Genomic DNA, 16,454 nt, shown 5'->3' on the forward strand with positions numbered 1-16,454 from the left:
CTTTGCGTGATTTGAGCCTAAGCTAACACACAGACACTCTAAGCTAAATAAATAAGCCGTAAAATTTGCAAAAAAAAAGCCCTAACGGGCTTTTAAAACATGTAGTTGCGTAAAGGGCCTGTTACTCTTTGCTGTTCGAGTTTTACTCTTTCTGAGCGGGCTTTTATCGCGGCACTCAGTTTTATACCTAGTGGGCTAAGTAAAAATTGAGTAACAATGAGAAAAGTTCGCTCAGAAGAGCCAATTTGGCAGCGCTTGATTAGCATTTCTACTGTGTTATCGCCTGACTTACATGGAAAAACCATGCTACGCAGGCTCTGCCGTGTATAAATACCAATCAAACTGCTGTAAAAACGAACTTGAAAGATCAACAGGTCCTTAGGACAAAGAGGCTAAGTAGGCCTGAAGCTTTTGATTTTCAGCTTCGATGTGCTGATAAAACTCAATGTCTTTTAACTTGCTTGCTGCAGCCTTATCAATCACGATAACCGCATCACGGTGCATTTGTAGTGCAGATGCTGGGCAAGCTGCCGTTAACGGGCCTTCAATCATTGCATGAACCGCTTCAGCTTTGTTTTCACCCGTTGCCAGTAACACCACTTTTTTGGCATCAAGAATAGTACCGATACCCATAGTGATAGATAAATGCGGTTGGTATTCGTCTTCTTTGAAGAAACGCGCATTATCATCAATGGTTGCTTTGGTTAATGTTTTAACACGTGTACGTGAAGTTAAGCCTGAAGACGGCTCGTTGAAACCAATGTGACCGTTACGACCAATACCCAATAGTTGAACATCAATACCGCCTGCCGCAACAATGTGACCTTCATATTCTTGACATGCAGTGATTGGGTTTTTCGCATCACCAGGTGGTACATGGGTTTTATCTTTGTCTATGTCTACATGGTTGAACAACTGCTCGTTCATAAAATAACGGTAGCTTTGTGGGTGTGAACCATCTAGACCTAAGTATTCGTCTAAGTTGAATGTTGTCGCATCTTTAAAGCTAATTTCACCTGCTTCGTTACGACGAATTAGTTCTTGGTAAAGCGCTACTGGTGTTGAACCGGTCGCTAAACCTAACACAGACTCTGCTTTCTTTTGTAGTTGTTTTGTAAAGATATCTGCGCCATAAGCTGCAACTTCATTGGCGTCGTTTAAGATTACTATTTGCATGGTTTTGGCTCGTTGTAGAAGAAAAGAAAAAATGGGATCTGGGCTTACTTCGCGTGCAATCAAAATAAGCGCCAGATCAAAACCTAATCGGGATAATCTTATTAGGCTGTACCATTATGACAACGCTGTCATTATTATCATTAATTGAGCGCTTGTAAAGTAAAAGTGAAAAAAAAATTGTGTTTTTTTATAACAAAAAGGCCCATTAATATGAGCCTTTTGCATAAGTAAATAATCAAGGTTTGAAATTAAACGCTAACAAAGATCTTACGACGATACATCCAGTGTAGCACTAACATTTGCACCGCCATTAGCGCAGTGACCGCCAATACCGGCTGCCATTCACTTGGGGCTGCGTTTACCACACCACCGAACACACTGCGGCTAATGTACTCCCAATCAACTAAAGATGACGCTAGATAGATAATGATTGAGTTTGCACCAATAATTACAAACGGATAAGCCAGCTTTTGACCATTTAGAATGTCGACTGCTGCGTAGAAAACAGCGAGTAAAATCGCACTCCACCCTACTGTTACCAATACAAATGAACTGGTCCAAAGCTCTTTATTAACTGGGAAGTGTAAATCCCATGTCCAACCAAGCACTAAACTTACAACACCTGCGCCGAATAAAATGCCACAGGTTTTCCATTCACCGCGCTCATTGGCTCTGGCAATCAGTTGTCCTGCAAATACACCTGCAATCGCATTCACAATCGCTGGCAAACTCGACAAAATGCCTTCAGGGTCAACTACACGGTTTTGATATGAAATGCCAGGTAAAAGGTGCTTATCGAACCACGCATTCCAACTACCTGCCGCAGATAAGTCACCTGCAACGCCACCCGGTACAGGAATAAAGCAAAGAAGTACCCAATAGAAGATTAAAATACCGATACCAGAGTATGCTAAAACACGTAAGCTAAAGTGCCAAACTAATAAAGCACAGAAGAACCAAGCGATTGCGATTCGCCCTAACACACTGGCATAACGTACTTCTTCAAATGCAAATGGTGCACCTGTACCCCAGCCGTGATTATACAAAACACCAAATGCCATAAGTAAAAACAGTCGTTTAATTGCTTTGTTGTATAACGGGCGCCTTTCGTTAAAAGGAAGGTGATCGATACGTTTAGGTGCCAGACCCGTAGCAACACCAGATAAAAAGATAAATAGCGGGAATATTAAATCGTAAAAAGTAAAGCCATGCCATGGGCTATGGACTGTGTGTGCTTCAAACGCTTTCCATCCCTGCCAGCCAGTTAAAACAAACAAAGCGGCAAAAATACCTTGTCCGCCTAAAATCCAAAACATGTCCATGCCTCGGAGTGCATCTAAAGATGCTAATCGTTTTTTTTGTGTTTTTGCTGTCATATTTTATTCCAGTACAAATAAAAAAGCCCCGCTATACTGCAGCGGGGTTTTTTCCTCAGGGAAAATTAAATCTGAGCACCAGCGATATACGTTGCCTGTGCAAATAAATTCTCATCAAGATGAACGAAGTCTGCATCTGCCCCTTCGCGTAAATGGCCTTTACTGTTTAAGCCTAAATATTGCGCTGGATATAAAGATGCCATACGAAGGGCTTCTGGTAGACTTACATCTAACCAATCAACCGTATTTCGAACCGCGCTTGCCATATCTAACACACTGCCAGCAAGTTCGCCGGTTGTTGAGTTTAAACGATCGCCAGTACGAATAACTTTACGGCCATCGAAAAAAGCAAACTCAGTATCGTCTGTACCTACAGGCGGCATCGCATCTGTCACTAGCATGATTTTGCCACGCTGTTTAGAGCGGATCGCTAATTTAGCAGACGTGTTATGAACATGGTGACCATCAACAATTAGACCGCACCAGCTGTTGTCGTCCCATAACGCTGCACCAACAACGCCCGGCTCACGTGAAGTAAACGCAGACATAGCGTTGAATAAATGGGTAAAGCCATCGGCACCGGCTTTAAGCGCAGTGTTAGCTGTTTCAAAATCTGCATTTGAGTGGCCGATGCTTACTTTAACTCCTAAGCTAATTAAGCGTTCAATATCAGCTAAAGGCACTGTCTCTGGCGCTAGAGTGACCATTTTTATGCCCAAGTCTTTACGCGCATAAATCTCGAATTCTTGTTCAGTGATTGGTCTAATAAACTGCTCGCTGTGCGTGCCTTTTTTCGGGTGAGACAAGTGTGGGCCTTCAAAATGGATCCCCACAACACCAGATTGATTGCTTTCAATGGCAGCTGCCATCGCATCAGCTGCCGCTTGCATCACTTCAATTTTATCTGTGATCAAAGTTGGCATAAGCGCAGTCGAACCAAATTGTGCATGCGCCGACACCATTTTCTCAAGGCAGGCTGTCGTTTGTTCAGCATTATAAAACGCCCCACCACCACCGTTCACTTGAACGTCGATATAGCCAGGCACGACTAGTCCATCAAGATTGATTACTTCAGCGTTTTCAGCCGAAACGTTATAACTAACTTTGCCGTCTTCTACTGAGAAAACAAAATCATGATGAAAATGTTCACCATCAAAAAGCTTTTTAGCTTTGTAAATATGCTGGCTCATTAGTTCACCTTTTTAATTTCATGCTGAGTGCTTTCCATCGCAAAATAAATAGCACCAATTTCTGGCGGCTGTTTTGGTTGCTGAACAAGTTTCGCAATATCAGCATCTAACCATTTATTTAACGGCTCAGCTAACCCCCCGATCATAGATAAGCGCGGTGGGTTAATTTCTAATAACCTTTTCGCAAGGTTGCTAATATATTCAGCACCTTCTTTAACAATTTGCAATGCAACTTCATCATTCTGCTCTGCAGCTGCAAATACGTGTCTTGCTAGCTTTGCATAACCGCTTGAAGGTTGACCTGCCATTTGCTCTGCGATCCCCATTGCGTCAGTAACATGAAAATGTTGCTTTAACGTGTCTGATAACACGGTTTTTGACCCGAGACCATCAAGATCTACAAGTACAGCTTTAACAGCCTCAAGACCCATCCATGCACCACTGCCCATATCACCTTGAGCAAAACCATGACCGCCGTAATTGACTGTTTCACCGTTTACAATAGCGAAACCGCATGAGCCTGTGCCCGTAATAATCACTGCGCCGTCATCACCGTCATGTGCACCAATACACGCTGTGTGCAAGTCGGTTGTAAGATACATTTCTTTAAATGGATGGTCCCATTGCATGATTTTGTCATACAGACCTGGAATATTCACACCCGCTAAACCAAGGCCAGCTACAATGTCATGCACCTGTTCAACACGAAGTCCCGCGTCTTGTAAGGCTAGCTGAGTTGATACCATGATTGACTCTAGTGTGCGCTCAAGACCATGTAATGGATTGGCAGGACCGCCTAACCCAGTACCTAACACCCCTTGTGTAGCAGAGTAGATAGTTGCACGACATTTTGTACCACCACCATCTATTCCAATAAATAACTGGTCTTGTTCAACCTGTTTAGCCATCATTTAGCGACCCCTGATCTGTAACGTGTTGCTCAAATAGTTTGTGATTATTTGGCAGAGCATTTTTTCATGTTGATTTAATGTTACACACAAAATGACAGCGTTGTCATTAAATTTTTCAGAAAAATGTTCGAAATTGACAATTTCTAATATTGCACAAAAGAATCTTTTTGTCACCGAAACCAAAGTCTAACAACAGACAGAATTACGCTTTCTAATATAAAACATTAATAATTATAGGGATATTTAACTGGTATGAGGTCTTTTATATTCTTAGTTAAGACTTATAAAGGAGTAGCAGGCTACTCCTTATATTGTGAAAACTTTTATGATGCACTTTATAAGATAGAATAAAGTTGGTTTTTAGATGTAATCGTTGCTTCTTAAGTGACTCAAGATATTCATCTGAGGTGTTTTCGACCCCCTCTTCAATGCGGATCACCTCATGATCCAAGTTATGGTAATCATCAAGCAAGCGCGCAAAATGTCGATCATTCATTTTTAGTTCGTGGATTTTTTCTTTAAATTCAGGTAACTCTTTGGCTAAGCTGTGGCGTTCAATAATCATAATGAAGTCCTGTTTAAGTTGTCATTTTTCCAAACAAACCTGATGCTTGGCTCACTTTCATAGTACGCCTGCAGCCATGGTGAATGTTGATCTAGCACAAGCTTTATTACACATTTATAAAACGGTTTTATAAGGGGCTTAAAACAGAATTTTTAATTTGATTTATGAGCTATAAAAGTTGTCAAAAAAGAAAAAAGCCTAACAGCGAACCGCTAGGCTTGGGCAAGTAAAGAAATTGAAAAAGGTTTATAGCTTAGCTGTCGATTCTCTTACGATAAGCTTAGCTTCAAGTGTAGTCTGAGTTTTTTCTACATCAGGGTCGCTTATCTGAAGTATCAACTGATCAACAGCTTGTCGCGTCATCTCTTCTACAGGCTGTGCGATTGTTGTTAACCCAGGCCAAATATGACGAGCTATAGGTGCGTTATCAAAACCCGCTATCGAAATATCTTCAGGTACATTCAACTTTGACTGTGTCGCCAATTTTAACACCGCGGCTGCCATGTAATCATTCGATGCAAATACTGCACTCGGTCTTGGTTGTAAATCTAAGATTTCTTTTGCACTATCTGCACCTGAGTGATAACTGAAGTTACCTTCAGCCACCAGCTCTGCATCGAATGCAATATTATGCTCTGCAAGCGCTTTCTGATAACCCGAGAAACGCTGCTCTGTGGCACTGTGATCTGGGTGACCCTTAATAAATGCAATTCGGCTATGACCCAAAGAAATCAAATGCTCTGTAATTTCGAAAGCACCTTGCTCATCATTACTTCTGACTGAAATTGACGTGTCATCTTCAATCGCTGAAGCAACCCGTGCGTAATTAATACCCTTCTTTTGAAGAAATTCGATTAATTCTTGAGAATCAGAAAATGGTGGCGTGAGAACTAGGCCATCTAGGCGAGATGTTGTTAGTAGATGTTCGATGTTTTCAATGAGCGCTTCGCCACGCAGTTCGCATGGGTGTATAAGCAAGTTGTAATTATGTTTGTGACATGCTTCTAAAGCGCCACTTTGAACACGTGTGATATAACTTTTACTGGGGTTATCGTACAAACAGCCGATGATAAAGCTGCGATTGCGGGCAAGGCCTCTGGCAATAGGATTCGGTGTGTAATCAAGTTCTTTGAAAACTTTTAGTACTTTTTCACGTGTTGCCGGGCTAACATTGGGCTCATTATTCAATACGCGTGAAACGGTTTTTTTCGATACGCCGGCGTATTCTGCAACACTATTTATTGTTACTTTCTTCATCTGGTTTCCCGCTCTACATTCGAGGGAGTAAGCACTTCAACCTCTACTGCAATTCATCCTGAACGAAAGAAATATCAATCTAGAATTCTTTGATTAATGGGTTATCATTTATTTTAAAAAAATGCTGCCCACATACATGGGCAGCCAACACGTTTTGACAACAAAATGATAAAACGCCGACATTATGACACCGGTGTCAGACTTGCGCAATAAAATTTTTCAATTGACTATTTCTAGCTGCCTATTTCTTGCCCTAGCCTTTTCATAAACTCCTTCATAAACAATACCCTAGCTTCTGCTTCTTGCTTTCCTGCATACGTGTGCATAACTTCAGGTAATTTAAAGAGTTTGTTATAGAAATGGTCAACGGTATATGAATAATCATCGGGCGCTCGATTTTCACAGAAGGGATCGTCAACATTATATACGCTTCGATGCATCGCACCGCCAACGGTAAAACAGCGTGCAATGCCAATTGCTCCCAAGCTATCTAGCCTATCTGCATCTTGAACGATTCTAGCTTCCAGTGTTTCAGCTTCCACATTCGCACTGTAGCTGTGCGCAACTACGGCGTGATGCACAGCAGACAACTTTTCACTTGGAAAGTCGATACTTGTTAAATATTCGATGGCTTTGTCAGCTGCCAATTTTGAAGCTTGGCTCCTTAGCGGGCTATTTTTAGCGACTGCCACACAATCATGTAGCCATGCTGCCGCAACCACTACTTGCAAATCTGCCTGCTCTTTTTCAGCCAATAGTTTGGCAGTTGTGACCACCCTTTGCACATGCGCTAAGTCATGCCCTGCATCGGCTATGGGTAATGCTTGTACAAATTCGCGACAATTTTGTTCTAAAGACGCTAATTTATCGTTATTCAATGCCCTACTCTCCGGATAATTCGTTGATCAACATTGTATGTTTGTAAACGCTTAACTAAAATGCTCAGCATACAATTAAGTTAGGAAAAATTCATGTCTTGTGCAGTGTACTTGCAGCCTGGTAGAGAAAAATCATTAAAACGTAAACACCCTTGGATATTCTCCAAAGCCATCAAAAAAGTAAAAGGTAAACCTGCTCTGGGTGATACCGTAAAAATTTACTCTAATGAAGGTAAATTTCTAGCTACTGCTGCATATAGTCCTGACTCTCAAATTAGAGCACGTATATGGAGCTTTGATGAATCTGAAAGCATAGACAAAGATTTTTTCTTACGTCGTTTAACGCGTGCTTTTGATGCCCGCAGTCAAGTTATTGAAGAAGGCGACTTAACCGGTTTTCGCTTAAGCGCAGCAGAGTCTGATGGCTTACCCGGTATCACCATTGATAAATTCGACAATTACATTGTATGTCAGCTATTAAGTGCGGGTGCAGAGCGCCATAAAGGCGATATCGTTCAAGCACTTCGTGAGCTTTTTCCTGATTGCCACATTTATGAGCGCTCTGACGTTGACGTACGTAAAAAAGAAGGCCTAGAAAAAACCACTGGTGCACTTTGGGGTGATGCACCGACTGAGCCTGTTGTCATTACAGAAAATGGCTTAAAACTTGAAGTTGATATTTTAAACGGCCACAAAACCGGTTTTTATCTGGACCAACGTGATAGCCGTGCAGCACTAGAGCGTTTTTCTAAAGACAAAGAGGTTTTAAACTGTTTCTGTTACACAGGTACATTCGGTTTATATGCGCTACGTGGCGGCTGTAAGAACGTCATTAACGTAGATGTATCACAACCAGCCCTTGATACTGCAAAAAGAAATGTAGAGCACAATGACCTTGATTTATCACGTGCTGAGTTCGTTAAACAAGATGTATTTAAGCTGCTTCGCCAGTACCGTGAAGAAGGCCGTCAATTCGATACTATCGTGATGGACCCACCTAAGTTTGCTGAGAGCAAAGCACAACTAACTGGTGCATGTCGGGGTTATAAAGATATTAATATGATCGCAATGCAAATTCTAAAGCCAGGCGGCACACTACTAACTTTCTCTTGTTCTGGTTTAATGGAGCAAAACCTGTTCCAAAAAGTTGTTGCTGACGCAGCCCTTGATGCAGGTAAAGAGTTGTTGATTATGGAGCGTTTGAACCAAGCAGCCGACCACCCTATCGCGGGTAACTACCCAGAAGGTTTCTACCTTAAGGGCCTTATTTGCAAGGTTTATTAATGTAGAAAGAGTTTAGAGAAGAATTGGATAAACTCGTTACTAAGGCCACAGAGTGGCCTTTTTTTATGTCTTGAATATAAAAAAAGGCGCTCATCCTAGAGCGCCTAAGTTTGCTTAACATTCTTTTCTTCTTAAGCTTATTCGCTTAAGTCACCATATTGGTTATTTGTACTTAGTAATACTGCTTTATCAAAGCCAGGTAAACTTAAGCTGTCTTGGCTTAATACTAATTCGTTTTCATCAATCATACCGTTGCCAAAGCGATAAATAAGTTCATATTGGCCATTGTCAGCGGCTTGCTGGTAGTCAGCTTGAGCCAGCTTAGTTTGCTCTAACTTTGCTTGATAGGAATTTAACTGCGCTTCAGAATAGCGCTTCGCTAGCAACTTATTGGTAAAGTTTGGCGAAAATACCGTTGCTGTTGCGTTGTTACCACCGAAACCTTTTGAGTTGATAAAAGCCACATCCATAGGTGCACACTCATAGTGCTCATTACGAATATCTAAATGTTCAACGTGAACGTCGTCAGCCACTTTATCAATCGTTGTAATACCTGGCATGATGTTGTGACTAAATACGCCCAGCGCTAGCGCGAGTTGGTCGCCACTTGCTGGCGCAATGGTGTGCCCTACGTATGCCTTTGGAGCAACCACTTTCCAACCATTGATTGAAAACGCTTCTGCCACTTTATGGTAAATCAGCGATTCAGTTACACGGTTTTGCGGTGTACTTGAGCCGTGCGCCAAAATAAAGCTACGCTCTCTAATAGCATCAGTGCCAGCAATTTGCTCAGCTAATGCAACTGACTTAGCCATAGTAATGTAGTTACCAGGGCCAGGTGCCGTAATAGACTTTTTAATACCATCTGCATTAACAAACACATCTACTACTGAGCCCATAACTTCTGCACCAAGCTCGAGGGCAAGCGCATCATCCATCAGGATCGCAACCTGAGCACCTTCACCGATTGTGAAACCACAGTTATCACCAAATGGACGGCTTGTGCGACGGTAGTCAACGTTTTCTGTATTATCTAGCTTGCGAAGACCTTCTTCGTTTGCCAATGCGCTCATGTTACCAAAACCTTCAATGACTTCTGGCGTCAACGCACATTCCACGCTCGCTACAATCGCAACTCGCGTACGGCCAGCTTGAATATCATTCACTGCAGCGCGTAAGTTATATAAGAAGGTTGCACATGCACCAGAGGTTGTGAACGTCGTACCAACGCTGCCTGTCACGTAAGCATTAATAAAGTCTGTCGACATGGTATTTAAACCCAATGCCAATTGTTTTGTACTTACGCGATCACCTTGCTGACGAGAGCGGATCAAACCACCAAAGCCTTCTTGCTGCATTTGGCCAGCGACTGATGCTGAATAAGTACCAATTTTGTCTGGTTCAACACTGTTCATGACGGTATCCCAATCAAGGCCCGTTGAACGAATTGCATCGGTTGCAGCAAAAATAGTAGCTTGTAAACCACGAGGTTGGTAACGACTGTTATAAAGCGATGCCGGATCAAAGCCGGAAGGTAATTGACCCGCCGCTTTGATTGGATTATCACGATAGCTTTCGTGTTTTACTTCTAAAGAATCAGGTACAACCACATTGACTGTTTTTGCGTCTAGTTCTTCAACTTGCCAAGAGGCAGGTACTGGGTTTGGTAAATCACGTTTACGACAAGTGAACTTTAGTCCCGCCTCATCATTCGCATTAATAGTTAGCTTTTGCTGCCAGTGTGTTGCATCACAATCAAAGTGTTCTTTTTCTATTTTACGGATCAAAGTACCCGCTTTAATCTGCTCACCAAATTGCGCTTCGACTTGTTCAGCTGAAATTTCATCGCCAGTGTGTGTAACTAGTCGACCGTCTTCGAAACGCACTAAATTCATTAGTGTTGCAAGGCCTAAGAAAGTTTCTAGACGTGCTTGTTGATCTAGCTTATCTATAACAATACGGCGATAGCCCTGATGAAAAGATGTACGGCCAGCAGCATTAATGCCACCCATACCGACAATAATTGGTAATGCAGTCATAAATAATCGTTCTTAAAATTTTCACACAACTTAGATATGTTCGATTCTAGTTTGAACTTTAGATTACATTTTGCAAAAATAGCCAAATATCATTTATTTTGCGCCAAATAAGCATGGTCAGACCAGAAACCCCGATAAAAATTGGCTTTTGTATTTATTCAAGCATGCTTTTTACCAGTGTTTCTCTTCCCGCAGAAATGCTTAGAGCAGGTGAAGCTTTTGCAAAAAGACACTTAGGGCATGACTTTAAACCGTTACGCGTAACTTGGCTGGCAAATGATACCTCGCCAATCAGTAATGAGCTTGGGTTACAAATACACCCTGACGAGGCATTTGGCTATTTGTCAGAGCAAGATTACATTATTGTGCCGAGCATTTGGCGAAACCCAAGACCTGTACTTAGAAAAAACCAATCACTTGTAACGGCTTTAAATCAAGCTTGGCAACTAGGCTCGACCATTATCGGTGTCGGCACTGGGGTCTGCTTTTTAGCAGAGTCTGGTTTACTCGAACAGCACCCTGCGACAACACACTGGCATTATGCGAAACAATTTAAGCTCAATTACCCGTCAGTCGATTTGAAACCTGACTTCTTCATTACCCAATCTGAGCGTATTTATACCGTAGCCAGTTTGAATGCCCTCGCAGATGTCATTGTACATTTGATTTCGCAATTATATGGGGTTGCCGCGGCGCAACACGTGCAGCAAAACTTTTCTCATGAAATTAGAAAGCCCTACGAAGAGCAGCGTTTTCTTGAAGGCGATGCAGATACACATCCAGATGAGTTAATCGCATCGATTCAATTTTGGTTGAAAAACAATTATCACACCGAGATTGTCCTTTCAGATGTGGCGGAGCAATTTGATTTAAGTTACCGGACTTTTAATAGACGCTTTAAAGCAGCAACGGACCAAACAGCCGTGCATTATCTGCAAACTTTACGCTTAGAAAATGCCAAAGAGCTATTAGCTTCTAGTAATTTGTCAATTCAAGATGTGGCAATATCGGTGGGGTTTAATTCTCAGGGCTTACTCACTCGGGTCTTTAAGCAAAGGCTAAATCAAACACCGAGTGAGTATAGAAAAATCGTGCGTAAAAAGTTGTTTTCTCAAAACCACTAAATAATTACAATTCGGCTTCAATCACTTTCAATGCATTAGATTCTGACTCAGTCACTATGCCATCAGCCTGTGCTAGTTGAGTCGTTAATCTTAAAGCCAGCTCCTTTATGGGTGCATCAACAATGTGTTTCATTCTATGGTGAATAAAATGCTCTGTATCACCTTTTGCAATCACGTCTTTGCAATGGGTGATCATATTCGAGATATAAAGACCTGATTCTATCTCGCTATTCCAACATAGCTTCTTTATCCACTGATTTAAAACTGATAACTCTTTTTCACATACCTCGCCATCAATTGACATAAGCAATACAGCTAAATCTACCACAGACTCAGTTTGTAATTGATCAACGCAAACGCCTGAATCAAGATGATTAAGTAACTGTTCGAATTTCATAAAGTCCCCTTTTATAGCGCTCGATAAACACGATTTTCAACGTTTTAAATAACATCAACTTAACAAGATAGTGAACTAGTTTGCTCTTGTCACTTTAATTTATCTCAACTTATACGATACTTAACTCAAATACAGACCAATGAATCATGTTTATGAAATGGGTATGTTTATTTTTGTGCTTTTTTACATCTTTAAGTAGCAAGGCAAAAATTCCAATTTCGATTGAAACCGACATTTATAATTACGCACAACAAGTGCTCGGCGAAGATAGCATAGAGTCTATCGAGCATTTCAAGCACCCAAGCTGCCTTAGGGATGTTGTTGAATTTATCCTAGTACAAAAAGCAATAAAACTCGGAGGTCTTAACCTGGAGTATGATTTTGTGCTAGGTGATTATGATGCGAGAAATATTCGTCTTATCCAACACGGGCTACTCCTGATCAGTTTTGACTCCATTTGGCTTAATGAAGCATCCCAATACGAAAATGATGTATTTATATCTGAACCTGTGATCCGTAATGGAGAGTTTTACGCAGGTATCTATGTCGCAGCTAATAAAATAACTAAGCTGAAACCAAAACTTACGAATGGCATTTCAGACCTTAGCTTTGTGACCAGTGAAGCCTGGCACGCTGATGTAAAAACACTAACCGCGCTTGAGCCCAAAAATTTAGTCATTGAAGCCGATTGGTTAGTTATGGCTAAAATGGTAAGCAGTGGCTGGGTCGATGCCATGCTGGCCCCTTTCAAACCAGCACAGCCTTTTGAGTACACAGGAAAAAACTACAATATTCGAGCAATAGATGGTGTTAAAGTCGCTCTTCAAGACAGCAGACACTTTGTAGTATCAAAAAAACATCCTCTCGGAAACAAAACATTTAAAGCACTACAAAAAGGCTTAAAGCAGCTAAGACAGTCAGGATACATAGAGCGTGCTTATAAGGAATGCGGTTTTCTTAACCCACTTGTTGAAGACTGGCAAGAAATAAAAGCAGAGGTACATTAATTTAAGCTTTAAGTATTAACTCCATATTTTATTCATTTTCTTACATTACTTTGCATGCCTATAAAAAAGGTACGTAGGAGTTAAGAAATGTACGAAATTAAATCTTCAATCAATTTTGGTTTTTATATTCTTGCCGCGAGCGTTATTGCACTTCTTGTGTCAATAAGCAAAGTATTTAACTTTACTGCTTGGTTAGAAGCATTAGAAATAATGCTTATATTCACTCTCAGTTTATTTGTGGTTGTAACATTAATTCAAACCTTAATGGGCAGAAGAAGATCATCATGGTGTGTGAATGGCTTGAGCTACTATAACTTTTTAGGTGCACAAAAATATGTTCCTGTAGAACAAATTCAACAAATTAAAGTTCATACCATTATTTGCTGTCAAGTCACACATGTGCAACTTGAGCAAAGAAGTATTTTTTTATTCAGCTGTAAATTAACGTCACAGCAAAAAAGTCGACTTGCGCAACTTGGTTACTTTGCGAAATAAGCCGCTGTAATAGTGTTCAGATGGTGTGCAATTAGATTTAATTACTTTACTGGCCCCAGCTTTATCACTAGGATGGCAAAAAACTTTCACCGAGGACGATTATGACAACCGCATACCCAATTGGCACGCCTGGCACACCATGGCAAGAAGCAGAAAAAAAACAGTGGCTCGCAGCACAAGTGATTAAGCGTAGTTACCAACAAGAAGTAGAAACTAAAATACTTGCGCTCGCTGACGAGTATGACGTTGAGCAATATGGCGAACTAAATTACGGTGAACATGAATATAAATTGTATGCGATAAAGTCTCGTGACTTTTCTGACAATAAGCCAACTGTTTTAGTGACAGGTGGTGTGCATGGTTATGAAACCAGTGGCGTACATGGTGCGATTGAGTTCATAAAATCACAGGGAAAACATTACCAAGCTAATTTCAATCTTGTGGTACTGCCATGTATTAGTCCTTGGGGTTATGAAACAATCAACCGTTGGAACCCTGAGGCGATTGATCCAAACCGCTCATTTTATGCTGACAGCCCAGCGGCTGAGTCAAAACAAGCAATGGCTTATGTCGCTCAGTTTGATGATTTACTTTGTCATGTCGATTTACATGAAACTACTGACACAGATAATTCAGAGTTTCGACCAGCGCTTGCGGCGCGTGATGGTGTAAGTCATGATAATTGGAATATTCCAGATGGTTTTTACTTAGTTGGTCATACTCAAAAACCACAGTACTCGTTTCAAACTGCGATAATCAAAGAAGTAGAAAAAGTCACCCACATCGCCCCTGCTGACGAAGAGGGCAGATTGATCGGTGTTCCGATTGAGCAATTCGGTCTGATTAATTATGACGGCACTAAACTGGGTCTTTGCATGGGCATGACAAACGCTGAGTATGTGACAACAACCGAAGTTTACCCTGATAGCCCAACTGCAAATGATGAAATTTGTGTGCAAGGCCAAGTAGCTTCTATCGTTGGTGCTTTAAACTACATAAAATCAATCGAAGACAAGTAAGCCACAAAAGTAGCGCAATTTAACATTGCGCTACTTACCCCTTTGCATTGTGATATCTAAATAACCGTTTAAATAGTTAACTCTTTAGAAAAAGCCGAGTGGACTTTCACTATAGCTAACTAATAGATTTTTAGTTTGCTGATAATGGTCTAACGCTTTTTTGTGAGTCTCTCTACCCACACCTGACTTTTTATAACCACCAAATGCCGCATGCGCTGGATACATGTGGTAGCAGTTTGTCCATACACGACCAGCTTCAATCTTGCGACCAAAATGATAGGCGCGATTCATGTTTCGTGTCCAAACACCCGCACCTAAACCAAATTCAGAGCTATTCGCAAGTTCTAATGCTTCAGCTTCATCTTTAAACGTGCAAAGTGAAATAACGGGACCAAAAATCTCTTCTTGGAACACACGCATTGAGTTATTGCCTTTTAGCAAGGTTGGTTGAATGTAATAACCCGAATTAAACTCTTCAGATAACTGTTCGACTTCGCCACCAAACAGTACTTCTGCACCTTCTTGTTTACCAATTTCGATATAACTTAAGATTTTATCAAACTGCTGCTGAGAGGCTTGCGCGCCCACCATAGTTTCAGTATCGAGCGGATTACCACGCTTAATTTGCTCAGTACGCGCTTTCACACGCTCAATAAACTCATCATAAATGCCTTCTTGAACAAATAAGCGCGAAGGACAAGTACATACTTCACCTTGGTTAAAATAAGCCAATACCGCGCCCTCAATACACTTACTTAGATAATCATCGTCTTTGTCGAGCACGTCATTGAAGAAGATATTAGGTGATTTACCGCCAAGCTCTACAGTCGATGGAATAATATTATCGGCAGCGCATTTCAATATGTGCGAACCAACCGGAGTAGAACCCGTAAAAGCAATCTTAGCAATTCGTGTGCTGGTTGCTAAAGCTTCACCTGCTTCTTTACCAAAACCATTCACCACGTTTAAAGCACCCGAAGGTAGTAAATCACCGATCAGTTCAACTAATAACATAATTGAGGTGGGTGTTTGCTCTGCAGGTTTTAGTACCACACAGTTACCCGCAGCAAGGGCTGGGGCTAATTTCCAAGCGGCCATTAATAGCGGGAAGTTCCAAGGTATAATTTGCCCCACTACACCTAGCGGCTCATGGAAATGGTAGGCCACCGTGTGCTCGTCAATCTCCCCAATACTGCCCTCTTGCGCACGAATACAGCCAGCAAAATATCTAAAATGATCTGCTGCTAGCGGAATATCAGCGGCGAGGGTTTCACGTACGGCTTTGCCGTTGTCCCACGTTTCAGCAACGGCCAAATACTCTTTGTTATCTTCAATGATCTGAGCAATTTTCAGTAAAATATTACTGCGCTCTGTCACACTGGTTGTGCCCCACGCCTCTTTTGCTTCATGTGCTTTATCGAGTGCCAACTCGATATCTGCTGCTTTAGAACGTGCTACTTGGCAAAACACCTTTCCGTTCACAGGGCTTGTGTTTTCAAAATATTCACCATCTAAGGGAGCAAGCCACTCACCACCGATGTAATTGTCATACTTGTCTTTAAAATTAACGACTGCGCCTTGGGTATTCGGGTTTGAATAAATCATCGTGTCCTCTTTTATCAACTTGTTGCCCGGCTCATACTTCGGTTATGTGTTTATTTTTGAGCCCATTGAATTGACATTAATCGAAAGGAGGCCTAAAAAATTAACTCTAGGTATTTTTTGCTTAACTCTCC

General features: G+C 41.4%; 16 protein-coding genes. 5 read left to right on the forward strand and 11 right to left on the reverse strand.

From position 1 onward, the window contains the following. Positions 1 to 92: 92 nt before the first annotated feature. The 8 genes from ACGHEH_RS00060 to ACGHEH_RS00095 all read right to left on the reverse strand — a co-directional run bounded on the left by ACGHEH_RS00060 (position 93) and on the right by ACGHEH_RS00095 (position 7,353). The gene (locus ACGHEH_RS00060) at positions 93 to 371 is read right to left on the reverse strand and encodes a hypothetical protein (protein WP_390440633.1); all 279 of its coding nucleotides are present in this window, start codon (positions 369 to 371) and stop codon (positions 93 to 95) included. 7 nt (positions 372 to 378) lie between these two features. Beyond that, complete coding sequence (nagB, locus tag ACGHEH_RS00065; protein WP_138630691.1) at positions 379 to 1,176, reverse strand: glucosamine-6-phosphate deaminase; 798 nt, start codon at positions 1,174 to 1,176, stop codon at positions 379 to 381. Between the two features lie 248 nt (positions 1,177 to 1,424). Further along, positions 1,425 to 2,552, reverse strand: coding sequence for a transmembrane glucosamine N-acetyltransferase NagX (nagX, locus tag ACGHEH_RS00070; protein WP_390440636.1), 1,128 nt, complete (start codon positions 2,550 to 2,552; stop codon positions 1,425 to 1,427). 65 nt (positions 2,553 to 2,617) lie between these two features. Next, positions 2,618 to 3,742: an N-acetylglucosamine-6-phosphate deacetylase gene (nagA, locus tag ACGHEH_RS00075; protein ID WP_390440638.1), complete on the reverse strand. Its 1,125-nt coding sequence runs from the start codon at positions 3,740 to 3,742 to the stop codon at positions 2,618 to 2,620. Beyond that, complete coding sequence (nagK, locus tag ACGHEH_RS00080; protein WP_390440639.1) at positions 3,742 to 4,653, reverse strand: N-acetylglucosamine kinase; 912 nt, start codon at positions 4,651 to 4,653, stop codon at positions 3,742 to 3,744. The genes nagA and nagK overlap by 1 nt, the downstream gene beginning before the upstream one ends. A 274-nt stretch (positions 4,654 to 4,927) precedes the next feature. Further along, complete coding sequence (locus tag ACGHEH_RS00085) at positions 4,928 to 5,218, reverse strand: YdcH family protein (RefSeq protein WP_390440641.1); 291 nt, start codon at positions 5,216 to 5,218, stop codon at positions 4,928 to 4,930. Between the two features lie 246 nt (positions 5,219 to 5,464). Continuing rightward, positions 5,465 to 6,475 (reverse strand): LacI family DNA-binding transcriptional regulator, encoded by a 1,011-nt coding sequence (locus ACGHEH_RS00090; protein WP_390440644.1) that lies wholly within the window; start codon positions 6,473 to 6,475, stop codon positions 5,465 to 5,467. 233 nt (positions 6,476 to 6,708) lie between these two features. After that, on the reverse strand, positions 6,709 to 7,353 hold the full coding sequence (locus ACGHEH_RS00095; protein ID WP_390440646.1) for an HD domain-containing protein: 645 nt from the start codon (positions 7,351 to 7,353) through the stop codon (positions 6,709 to 6,711). A gap of 93 nt (positions 7,354 to 7,446) precedes the next feature. Here ACGHEH_RS00095 and ACGHEH_RS00100 point away from each other — a divergent pair, with 93 nt between their 5' ends. Beyond that, the gene (locus tag ACGHEH_RS00100; RefSeq protein ID WP_390440649.1) at positions 7,447 to 8,637 is read left to right on the forward strand and encodes a class I SAM-dependent methyltransferase; all 1,191 of its coding nucleotides are present in this window, start codon (positions 7,447 to 7,449) and stop codon (positions 8,635 to 8,637) included. A 137-nt stretch (positions 8,638 to 8,774) separates the two neighbouring features. Here ACGHEH_RS00100 and ACGHEH_RS00105 read toward each other — a convergent pair whose 3' ends face one another. Continuing rightward, positions 8,775 to 10,676 carry a beta-ketoacyl synthase gene (locus ACGHEH_RS00105; RefSeq protein WP_390440651.1) on the reverse strand — a complete coding sequence of 634 codons (1,902 nt, stop codon included), beginning with the start codon at positions 10,674 to 10,676 and terminating at the stop codon, positions 8,775 to 8,777. A gap of 113 nt (positions 10,677 to 10,789) precedes the next feature. On the opposite strand from ACGHEH_RS00105, the gene ACGHEH_RS00110 reads away from it, so the two are divergent. Beyond that, positions 10,790 to 11,800, forward strand: coding sequence for a GlxA family transcriptional regulator (locus ACGHEH_RS00110; RefSeq protein WP_390440653.1), 1,011 nt, complete (start codon positions 10,790 to 10,792; stop codon positions 11,798 to 11,800). A gap of 4 nt (positions 11,801 to 11,804) precedes the next feature. Here the strand turns inward: ACGHEH_RS00110 and ACGHEH_RS00115 are convergent, their stop codons facing one another. After that, on the reverse strand, positions 11,805 to 12,197 hold the full coding sequence (locus ACGHEH_RS00115) for a hypothetical protein (RefSeq protein ID WP_390440656.1): 393 nt from the start codon (positions 12,195 to 12,197) through the stop codon (positions 11,805 to 11,807). A 152-nt stretch (positions 12,198 to 12,349) separates the two neighbouring features. On the opposite strand from ACGHEH_RS00115, the gene ACGHEH_RS00120 reads away from it, so the two are divergent. The 3 genes from ACGHEH_RS00120 (at position 12,350) to ACGHEH_RS00130 (ending at position 14,718) form a co-directional block, all read left to right on the forward strand. Continuing rightward, on the forward strand, positions 12,350 to 13,204 hold the full coding sequence (locus tag ACGHEH_RS00120) for a hypothetical protein (RefSeq protein WP_390440659.1): 855 nt from the start codon (positions 12,350 to 12,352) through the stop codon (positions 13,202 to 13,204). 87 nt (positions 13,205 to 13,291) lie between these two features. Then, entirely contained in the window at positions 13,292 to 13,699 is a 408-nt protein-coding gene (locus ACGHEH_RS00125; protein WP_390440661.1) for a hypothetical protein, read from the forward strand. Positions 13,700 to 13,800: 101 nt separating this feature from the next. Then, the gene (locus tag ACGHEH_RS00130; RefSeq protein ID WP_390440664.1) at positions 13,801 to 14,718 is read left to right on the forward strand and encodes a M14 family metallocarboxypeptidase; all 918 of its coding nucleotides are present in this window, start codon (positions 13,801 to 13,803) and stop codon (positions 14,716 to 14,718) included. Between the two features lie 84 nt (positions 14,719 to 14,802). Here ACGHEH_RS00130 and ACGHEH_RS00135 read toward each other — a convergent pair whose 3' ends face one another. Next, the gene (locus ACGHEH_RS00135) at positions 14,803 to 16,323 is read right to left on the reverse strand and encodes an aldehyde dehydrogenase family protein (RefSeq protein ID WP_390440667.1); all 1,521 of its coding nucleotides are present in this window, start codon (positions 16,321 to 16,323) and stop codon (positions 14,803 to 14,805) included. Positions 16,324 to 16,454: the final 131 nt, after the last annotated feature.

Origin of the sequence: Pseudoalteromonas sp. MTN2-4 (assembly GCF_042848605.1) — a bacterium.
In the GTDB taxonomy this organism is placed as follows: Bacteria; Pseudomonadota; Gammaproteobacteria; order Enterobacterales; family Alteromonadaceae; genus Pseudoalteromonas.

Excerpts from the sequence above, each read along its gene's own strand:
- ACGHEH_RS00085 (WP_390440641.1), bottom strand. The coding sequence starts at position 5,218 with ATGATTATTGAACGCCACAGCTTAGCCAAAGAGTTACCTGAATTTAAA.
- ACGHEH_RS00125 (WP_390440661.1), top strand. The coding sequence starts at position 13,292 with ATGTACGAAATTAAATCTTCAATCAATTTTGGTTTTTATATTCTTGCC.
- ACGHEH_RS00105 (WP_390440651.1), bottom strand. The coding sequence starts at position 10,676 with ATGACTGCATTACCAATTATTGTCGGTATGGGTGGCATTAATGCTGCT.
- ACGHEH_RS00110 (WP_390440653.1), top strand. The coding sequence starts at position 10,790 with ATGGTCAGACCAGAAACCCCGATAAAAATTGGCTTTTGTATTTATTCA.
- ACGHEH_RS00135 (WP_390440667.1), bottom strand. The coding sequence starts at position 16,323 with ATGATTTATTCAAACCCGAATACCCAAGGCGCAGTCGTTAATTTTAAA.
- nagX (WP_390440636.1), bottom strand. The coding sequence starts at position 2,552 with ATGACAGCAAAAACACAAAAAAAACGATTAGCATCTTTAGATGCACTC.
- ACGHEH_RS00120 (WP_390440659.1), top strand. The coding sequence starts at position 12,350 with ATGAAATGGGTATGTTTATTTTTGTGCTTTTTTACATCTTTAAGTAGC.
- nagB (WP_138630691.1), bottom strand. The coding sequence starts at position 1,176 with ATGCAAATAGTAATCTTAAACGACGCCAATGAAGTTGCAGCTTATGGC.
- ACGHEH_RS00130 (WP_390440664.1), top strand. The coding sequence starts at position 13,801 with ATGACAACCGCATACCCAATTGGCACGCCTGGCACACCATGGCAAGAA.
- nagA (WP_390440638.1), bottom strand. The coding sequence starts at position 3,742 with ATGAGCCAGCATATTTACAAAGCTAAAAAGCTTTTTGATGGTGAACAT.
- ACGHEH_RS00090 (WP_390440644.1), bottom strand. The coding sequence starts at position 6,475 with ATGAAGAAAGTAACAATAAATAGTGTTGCAGAATACGCCGGCGTATCG.
- ACGHEH_RS00100 (WP_390440649.1), top strand. The coding sequence starts at position 7,447 with ATGTCTTGTGCAGTGTACTTGCAGCCTGGTAGAGAAAAATCATTAAAA.
- ACGHEH_RS00115 (WP_390440656.1), bottom strand. The coding sequence starts at position 12,197 with ATGAAATTCGAACAGTTACTTAATCATCTTGATTCAGGCGTTTGCGTT.
- nagK (WP_390440639.1), bottom strand. The coding sequence starts at position 4,653 with ATGATGGCTAAACAGGTTGAACAAGACCAGTTATTTATTGGAATAGAT.